The sequence below is a fragment of the Vibrio sp. Vb1574 genome, from assembly GCF_033338675.1.
The window spans coordinates 1-7,733 of sequence record NZ_JAWOTC010000071.1; the positions used below are offsets into that span (position 1 = coordinate 1).

A 7,733-nucleotide genomic window follows, 5' to 3' on the forward strand; every position below is an offset into this window, starting at 1 on the left:
TTTAAAATACAAAACGCCCGATGAAGTACATCGAGCGTTTTAGTTAAAAAGTGTCAACCCATATCAGGACGGGTCAACTTTCAAGCTGTTATCAGCTCTGTTTTCTTCTTAAACCGAAAGCCAGCGCTAAACTTAACCCTACCCAAATATACAATGGCCAAGTACCAACGATTCGATATGGCGTTTTCCCATCGGTTGGGGTGAGCTCTGCGCGCAGTACTGCAGTTTCAAACTGCGGAACTTGCTCAACGATTTTACCCTTGTGATCGGTTACCGCTGTTAATCCATTGTTAGTCGAGCGGATGAGCGGTTTGCCCAACTCTAAGGCACGCATACGGGCGATCTCCATATGCTGAAGAGGGCCGATAGAGTGACCAAACCATGCATCGTTTGAAAGCGTTAGAATGAAGTCTGTTTCGTCAGTCACATTTTGACGCACTTGCTCATTAAAGATGATCTCATAGCAAAGCGCTGGTGCCATGTGCATGCCATTCGCAACGATGTTTGGCTGCACAAAAGCCCCACGGCTAAACGATGACATCGGTAGGTTAAAGAATGGCGCTAATGGGCGCAAAATATCTTCAAATGGTACAAACTCACCAAACGGTAGTAGGTGATGCTTATGGTAACGTTCGCTTAAATCGAAGCTGTAGTCACCGTATGGTGTGATGCCGAGGGACAGAATACTGTTGTAGAACTGTCGATCTTCAGCTTGGTTGACGACACCGGTGATGATTGCGCTGTTATTCATTTTTGCAGCGCTGTCGATATTGCTCAAAAATGAAGGCACTTCAATTTCAAAAGCGGGAATTGCTGCTTCTGGCCAAACGATAATGTCAGCGTCCCAGTTTTCACGAGTTAAGTCAGCATATTTCATGATGGTTGGCCAGCGTTGACTTGGTAGCCACTTTAGGTTTTGGTCTACGTTACCTTGAATCAGTGCGAGCTTAGTCGTGTCTTCTGGTCGGGGTGTTACCCAATCGTAGTTGCGAATCCCAAAGCCAGTACTGAGTAATACCGCAGGGATAATCACCATCAGCCACTGCTTATGAATCCATGCATAGGCTAACGCCCCTGCGCTGATAAGGATAAATAGAGTAAGCAGTTCTACGCCGCCAATTGGTGCAAAGCTTGCGAGTGGAGCATCTATCTGGCTATAGCCTAGCCATAACCAAGGGAAGCCGGTCATCACCCAACCACGCAACCAATCACTTATCAGCCATAAAGCAGGTGCAGCGAGAAGTGCTTTTGTGAGCGTAAATTGAGGAAACAGCTTGTTGTTGAGCCAAGCAAATAAGCCTGAATAAACAGCCAAGTAGGCAACAAGTAAGCCCATTAAAAATAAATTGGCAATGAGCGGCATACCGCCAAAACCGGAGATACTGACGTAAACCCAGCTAACGCCAGTTGCAAATTGACCTAACCCCCAAGCATAACCAATCCATAGTGCGCGTTTCGGAGTTTGGTTAGCAAGAAGAATCAGTAGAATTGCAGGGCTAAGAATGGCAATAGGCCACAGCTGGTAAGGAGCGAAAGCGAGTGTAGTAGAGGCGCCAACAAAAGCGGCCACTAAGGGCCGCTTAAGGCGATGAAAGAGTTCATTCATCATTGTAATTTCTGAGATTCCCAATGGGTATCGCGTTACTCTTGAGTGGCTTCAACCAGGGTTTCTTCGTCTGGGATCGTCACTTGGAGTTGAATGACACGACGGTTATCGGCAGCGGTGACTTTGAAGTTGTAGCCTTCAATTTCAACCAGTTCACCACGAGAAGGTAAGTGACCAAAGGCAGTCATGACCATACCACCAACGGTATCAACTTCCTCATCGCTGAAGTTGGTTCCGAATGTCTCATTAAACTCTTCGATGGTTGTCAGCGCTCTGACAGCAAACGTATGCTTGCTCAGCTTACGAATGTCCGTCTCTTCACTTTCATCGAATTCATCTTCAATATCCCCGACGATTTCCTCAAGGATATCTTCAATGGTCACAAGACCAGAAACACCACCGAATTCATCGACAACAATGGCCATATGATAACGTTCTTCACGGAATTCTTTCAGCAGTCGATCAACGCGTTTACTTTCCGGTACTACAACCGCTGGTCGAATGACTTCTTCGATATCAAATGGATTACTGCCTGAGCCTAAGTATTTAAGTAAGTCCTTCGCTAGAAGTATGCCTTCCACATGGTCTTTATCTTCGCTGATCACAGGGTAGCGAGAGTGTTGAGCATCGGTAATCAAAGCAACCAAGGTATCAAGGTCGTGAGTACGCTCAACGGTAACCATTTGCGAACGCGGGATCATAATGTCACGCACACGCATTTCGGAGATTTCCATAACACCTTCGAGCATATCGCGAGTGTCATGGTCAATCAGGTCGTTAACTTCAGAGTCGCGGATAACATCCACAAGCTCTTGGCGATCTTTTGGTTCGCCCTGAAATAGTTGACCTAGACGTTCAAAGAAGGACTTTCTACTCGGACCTTCTGCCTTTTCTTTCTTATCTTCGTTAGAAGAGGGAGAATTATCTTCGTTCATTGTTTCTCAATTAAGTAACGCTATCAGAAGTGTGATAGCACACATAGAGAGGCGAACACGAGAGTCATTTAGGTGGTTCGCCTTTCCCTGTCGAGTGGCCAATAGCTACTCTTTTTCAGCAATGTAAGGATCTTCATAACCCATACCTTGCATGATTTCGGTTTCGAGGGACTCCATCTCTTCGGCTTCGTCATCCTCTATATGATCATAACCTAGCAGATGCAAGCTGCCATGTACAACCATATGCGCCCAATGTGCTAGCAGAGGCTTGCTCTGTTCAACCGCCTCTTTTTCAACAACTTGGCGGCAAATAATCAAATCACCAAGTAAATCTATTTCCATACCAGGAGGTGCTTCAAATGGAAACGACAACACATTAGTTGGTTTATCTTTGCCGCGATACTCATGGTTGAGCGTATGACTTTCTTGTTCATCAACAATACGAATGGTGACTTCGGCTTGTGGCTGGAAGAGAGGAATTGTCTTATCTAGCCACAATTGGAAATCTTGCTGCGAAGGCAGACCTTCTTCATTTTCGACTGCCAGTTGCAGATCAAGTTCAATCGCCATGATTATTCCTTAGTTGAAGCAACTTGTGCATTCAGTTCGGCTTTTGCTGCTTCTAGTAACTTCGCATCGCGTTCTTCACGACGGCGTTTCTCGAACTCTTTACGCTCTTTCTGGTCTTGTGCTTCCCACTTCTCGTACGCGTTAACGATACGAGCAACCACAGGGTGACGTACAACGTCGTCGGCTAAGAAAAAGTTAAAGCTGATGTCGTCAACTTCGCTTAGTACTTCAATAGCATGACGAAGACCCGATTTCGCACCACGAGGTAAGTCAATCTGCGTGACATCACCAGTGATAACCGCGCGAGAGTTAAAACCAATACGCGTTAGGAACATCTTCATCTGTTCAACTGTGGTGTTCTGACTCTCATCAAGAATGATAAAGGCGTCGTTTAGAGTACGACCACGCATGTAAGCAAGAGGGGCAACCTCAATCACGTTACGTTCAATCAGCTTCTCTACGCGCTCAAAGCCCAGCATTTCAAATAGGGCGTCGTATAGCGGACGTAGGTATGGGTCGACTTTCTGGCTTAAATCACCAGGTAGGAAGCCCAATTTCTCACCAGCTTCAACCGCTGGACGAGTAAGTAGAATACGGCGGATCTCTTGGCGCTCTAGTGCGTCAACAGCTGCTGCTACAGCAAGGTAGGTTTTACCTGTACCTGCCGGGCCAATACCAAAAGAAATATCATGCGTGACCATGTTAACCAAGTACTGCGCTTGGTTTGGCGTACGTGGTTTGATCACACCTTTCTTGGTTTTGACGAAGACTTCTTTACCATGCTCGATATTAGACTCAGTATTCTGCTCAAGAACACCAGACTCTTTGATCGCTAGATGGATTTGCTCAGGCTCAATATCTGGGATCTCACCTCGTACAGGTGCGGTATCAACATATAGAGTTTTCAGGATATCCAGCGCAGCTGATGCGGTATGAGGTTTACCGACAATCGTAAAGTGGTCACTACGGTGGTTAATTTCAACGCCTAGACGACGTTCTAAATGCTTGATGTTGTCATCGAATGGACCGCACAGGCTAGCTAGTCGGCGGTTGTCTGAAGGTTCTAGGTTAATTTCTAGAGTTACGATTTTATTGCTCAATGTTGCCTCTCATTTTTTGCCACTTAGTGAGAGCCTGATAACGACCAGGCTCTCTATGGCTATTTATACGAGCTTACGGCGTAAAAGTAGCTACACCCAGCTCATCTTCGCGACGTGTTTTCGCCATCATCTGCGTTGGGGAAATCACACTACGAAGATCCATGTCTTTTTCAGTACGTACTAGCTCACCACGCAGTGAGTTTGCAAATACGTCTACGATCTTCACATCAACGAACTGACCAATTAGGTCTGCACTACCTTCAAAGTTTACTACACGGTTGTTTTCTGTACGAGCGCGTAGTTCCATTAGGTTTTTCTTCGAAGGACCTTCAACTAGAACACGTTGTTCTGTGCCAAGCATTAAGCGAGAGTAACGCATCGCTTGAGCATTGATAGTTTGCTGTAGTTCGTAAAGGCGCTCTTTCTTCACTTGTTCTGACACATCACAAGGGTAATCCGCTGCTGGCGTACCTGGACGTGGAGAGAAAATAAAGCTGAAGCTCATGTCAAAGTCTACATCTTTGATTAGCTTCATGGTGTCTTGGAAGTCTTTGTCTGTCTCACCAGGGAAACCAACAATAAAGTCTGAACTGATTTGAATATCAGGACGAGCTTTACGCAGTTTACGGATGATCGATTTGTATTCGATAGCGGTGTGAGGGCGTTTCATCATCGTTAGGATACGGTCACTACCACTTTGCACAGGTAAGTGCAGGAAGCTCACAAGTTCTGGCGTATCTTCGTATACTGCGATGATGTCGTCTGTGAATTCTAACGGGTGGCTCGTCGTGAAACGAATACGGTCGATACCATCGATAGACGCAACCAAACGAAGCAGTTCTGCAAATGAACAGATCTCACCATCGTGCATAGGACCACGGTACGCGTTTACGTTTTGACCCAGAAGGTTTACTTCACGTACGCCTTGTTCAGCAAGTTGGGCGATTTCGAACAGTACGTCATCCATTGGACGGCTTACTTCTTCACCACGAGTGTACGGTACGACACAGTAAGTACAGTACTTAGAGCAGCCTTCCATAATAGAAACGAATGCTGTCGCACCTTCAGCGCGAGGTTCAGGTAGGCGGTCGAATTTTTCGATCTCTGGGAACGAAATGTCCATAACTGGTGCATCATCGGACTGAGATTGTTTGATCATCTCAGGTAGGCGGTGCAAAGTTTGTGGGCCAAAAATAACGTCAACGTATGGTGCACGTTCACGAATATGGTCACCTTCTTGCGTTGCTACACAACCACCTACACCGATAACTACGCCAGGTTTTTTATCTTTTAGTGTTTTCCAGCGGCCTAGCTGGTGGAAAACTTTCTCTTGCGCTTTTTCACGGATCGAACAGGTGTTAAGTAGAAGTACGTCTGCTTCCTCTGGCTCTTCCGTCAGCTCGTAGCCGTTTGCAGCATTAAGCAGGTCGGCCATTTTTGATGAATCGTATTCGTTCATCTGGCAGCCCCAGGTTTTAATTAGCAGTTTCTTACTCATCTCACTTTCGCTCGTTCAGTTGTACTTAAATCGGAGAGCTATTGCTCAAATTATAGCCGCCATCACGGCGGTAAGCGGCGTATTGTACTGCTTTAAAAAGCACCTGACTAGTGATCTAGCTAATTCTCTGCAAAGCCCGATGAAATCTAGTTTTTCGCCCTATGCAGAACAAGGTTTTTTGTTAAACAATTTTGTAAAAATAGCCATGGAAAGTACAATAAAAAACGCCAATTAATCAGCACGATGAAGAGTGAAAAATGAACAAGTATGACATCGCCGTGATCGGTGGCGGTATGGTCGGGGCAGCCGTCGCTGTTGGATTTGCCAAGCAGGGCAGAAGCGTTGTCTTGGTCGAAGGTACAAAACCTAAAGTTTTTGATGCCGCTCAGGCGATGGATATTCGTGTATCTGCAATCTCGCACCAGTCGGTGGAGTTACTTGATTCACTCGGAGCATGGTCAGAGATCAAGAGCATGCGAGTTTGTCCTTATCGGCGGTTAGAAACTTGGGAGCACCCAGAGTGCCGTACTCGTTTTCACTCTGATGAATTGTCATTGGATCAGCTAGGTTACATCGTTGAAAATCGCCTAATCCAATTAGGTCTTTGGCAAGTCTTCTCTAAGTATGAAAATCTAACCGTGATGTGTCCTGAGCGATTAAAAGCCATTGAGTTTGCAGATGTAAATCTTGTGACACTAGAAAGTGGGGCGCAGTTTGAAGCTAACTGGGTGATTGGTGCTGATGGTGCAAACTCTAAAGTTCGTCAATTGGCTGGAATTGGTGTAACTGCGTGGGATTACCGACAACACTGCATGTTGATTAACGTGAAAACAGAATTGCCTCAGCAAGATATTACTTGGCAACAATTTACACCTTCAGGCCCACGTTCATTTTTACCTCTGTGCTCTTTGAGTAACGACGATGGTCAAATAGTAGGCCAAGGTTCTTTGGTTTGGTATGACTCGCCTAAACGTATTAAACAACTGTGTGCGATGGGTAAACCTCAACTAAGGGAAGAAATCTTACGTCATTTCCCTGCAGAATTAGGCGATATTGAAGTTTTACAGTTTGGCTCATTCCCACTCACTCGTCGTCATGCGCAAAGCTACTCAAGCAAAAATTGCGTATTAGTGGGTGACTCTGCCCATACGATCAACCCGCTTGCAGGGCAAGGGGTAAACTTAGGCTTCAAAGATGTAGACGTTCTCCTTTCGGTAACAGAACAACAAGAAAAGCTGGAAGATACCTTACTCGCGAAATACGAACGCGCACGTCGACCTGACAACTTACTCATGCAGACGGGCATGGACTTTTTCTATAAAGGTTTTAGCAACGATCTAGGGCCATTGAAGTTCGTACGTAATGCTGCATTGAAGCTTGCTGAAAACTCAGGGCCAATTAAGGCTCAAGTACTGAAATACGCGTTAGGTATGTAGTAAGCTACTCAAATCACAGATAGAAAAAAAGCGAGCCATGAGCTCGCTTTTTTAATTCGGCAAATCTAATGATTTCCCGAGTCCAGAACCAAAAAAAGAAAAAACCCAGCAAAGTCATGCTGGGTTTTCCGATAATGGTGCGGAAGGAGAGACTTGAACTCTCACACCTTGCGGCGCCAGAACCTAAATCTGGTGCGTCTACCAATTCCGCCACTTCCGCAACTTATTCTGTAGATATCAAGATAATTGGTAAAATCTCAATATCATTGTATATGGCAGGGCTACCTGGATTCGAACCAGGGAATGGCGGCATCAAAAGCCGCTGCCTTACCGCTTGGCGATAGCCCTACAGCGTAAATAGTCAAAGACTACTTAACCTCTCTTATCGAGAGAAAGAATGGTGCGGAAGGAGAGACTTGAACTCTCACACCTTACGGCGCCAGAACCTAAATCTGGTGCGTCTACCAATTCCGCCACTTCCGCGTATTCTGATAGTGTAGATTAATTTAAGATGGTGCGGAAGGAGAGACTTGAACTCTCACACCTTGCGGCGCCAGAACCTAAATCTGGTGCGTCTACCAATTCCGC

Annotated in this window: 6 protein-coding genes and 3 tRNA genes; 1 reads left to right on the forward strand and 8 read right to left on the reverse strand. The window is 45.8% G+C overall.

Going from position 1 to position 7,733, the window contains the following annotated elements; all coding sequences use genetic code 11:
- Positions 1–91: 91 nt before the first annotated feature.
- The 5 genes from lnt to miaB form a co-directional block, all read right to left on the reverse strand.
- Positions 92–1,609 carry an apolipoprotein N-acyltransferase gene (lnt, locus tag R7O12_RS23230; RefSeq protein ID WP_005384119.1) on the reverse strand — a complete coding sequence of 506 codons (1,518 nt, stop codon included), beginning with the start codon at positions 1,607–1,609 and terminating at the stop codon, positions 92–94.
- 32 nt (positions 1,610–1,641) lie between these two features.
- Positions 1,642–2,541, reverse strand: coding sequence for a CNNM family magnesium/cobalt transport protein CorC (corC, locus tag R7O12_RS23235; RefSeq protein ID WP_005384118.1), 900 nt, complete (start codon positions 2,539–2,541; stop codon positions 1,642–1,644).
- A 105-nt stretch (positions 2,542–2,646) separates the two neighbouring features.
- A complete protein-coding gene (ybeY, locus tag R7O12_RS23240) occupies positions 2,647–3,111 on the reverse strand; it encodes an rRNA maturation RNase YbeY (RefSeq protein ID WP_005373030.1) in 465 nt (154 codons plus the stop codon).
- 2 nt (positions 3,112–3,113) lie between these two features.
- Positions 3,114–4,211 carry a PhoH family protein gene (locus R7O12_RS23245; protein WP_005373033.1) on the reverse strand — a complete coding sequence of 366 codons (1,098 nt, stop codon included), beginning with the start codon at positions 4,209–4,211 and terminating at the stop codon, positions 3,114–3,116.
- 73 nt (positions 4,212–4,284) lie between these two features.
- A complete protein-coding gene (gene miaB, locus R7O12_RS23250; protein ID WP_005373038.1) occupies positions 4,285–5,709 on the reverse strand; it encodes a tRNA (N6-isopentenyl adenosine(37)-C2)-methylthiotransferase MiaB in 1,425 nt (474 codons plus the stop codon).
- A 257-nt stretch (positions 5,710–5,966) separates the two neighbouring features.
- Here miaB and R7O12_RS23255 point away from each other — a divergent pair, with 257 nt between their 5' ends.
- Positions 5,967–7,145, forward strand: a complete 1,179-nt coding sequence (locus R7O12_RS23255) for a 2-octaprenyl-3-methyl-6-methoxy-1,4-benzoquinol hydroxylase (RefSeq protein ID WP_064369039.1) — start codon at positions 5,967–5,969, stop codon at positions 7,143–7,145.
- Positions 7,146–7,280: 135 nt separating this feature from the next.
- Here the strand turns inward: R7O12_RS23255 and R7O12_RS23260 are convergent.
- From R7O12_RS23260 to R7O12_RS23270, 3 genes are all read right to left on the reverse strand, one after another.
- Positions 7,281–7,365 (reverse strand) — tRNA-Leu (locus R7O12_RS23260).
- A 53-nt stretch (positions 7,366–7,418) separates the two neighbouring features.
- Positions 7,419–7,493, reverse strand: a tRNA-Gln gene (locus R7O12_RS23265).
- A gap of 50 nt (positions 7,494–7,543) precedes the next feature.
- Positions 7,544–7,628: transfer RNA gene (locus R7O12_RS23270), tRNA-Leu, on the reverse strand.
- Positions 7,629–7,733: the final 105 nt, after the last annotated feature.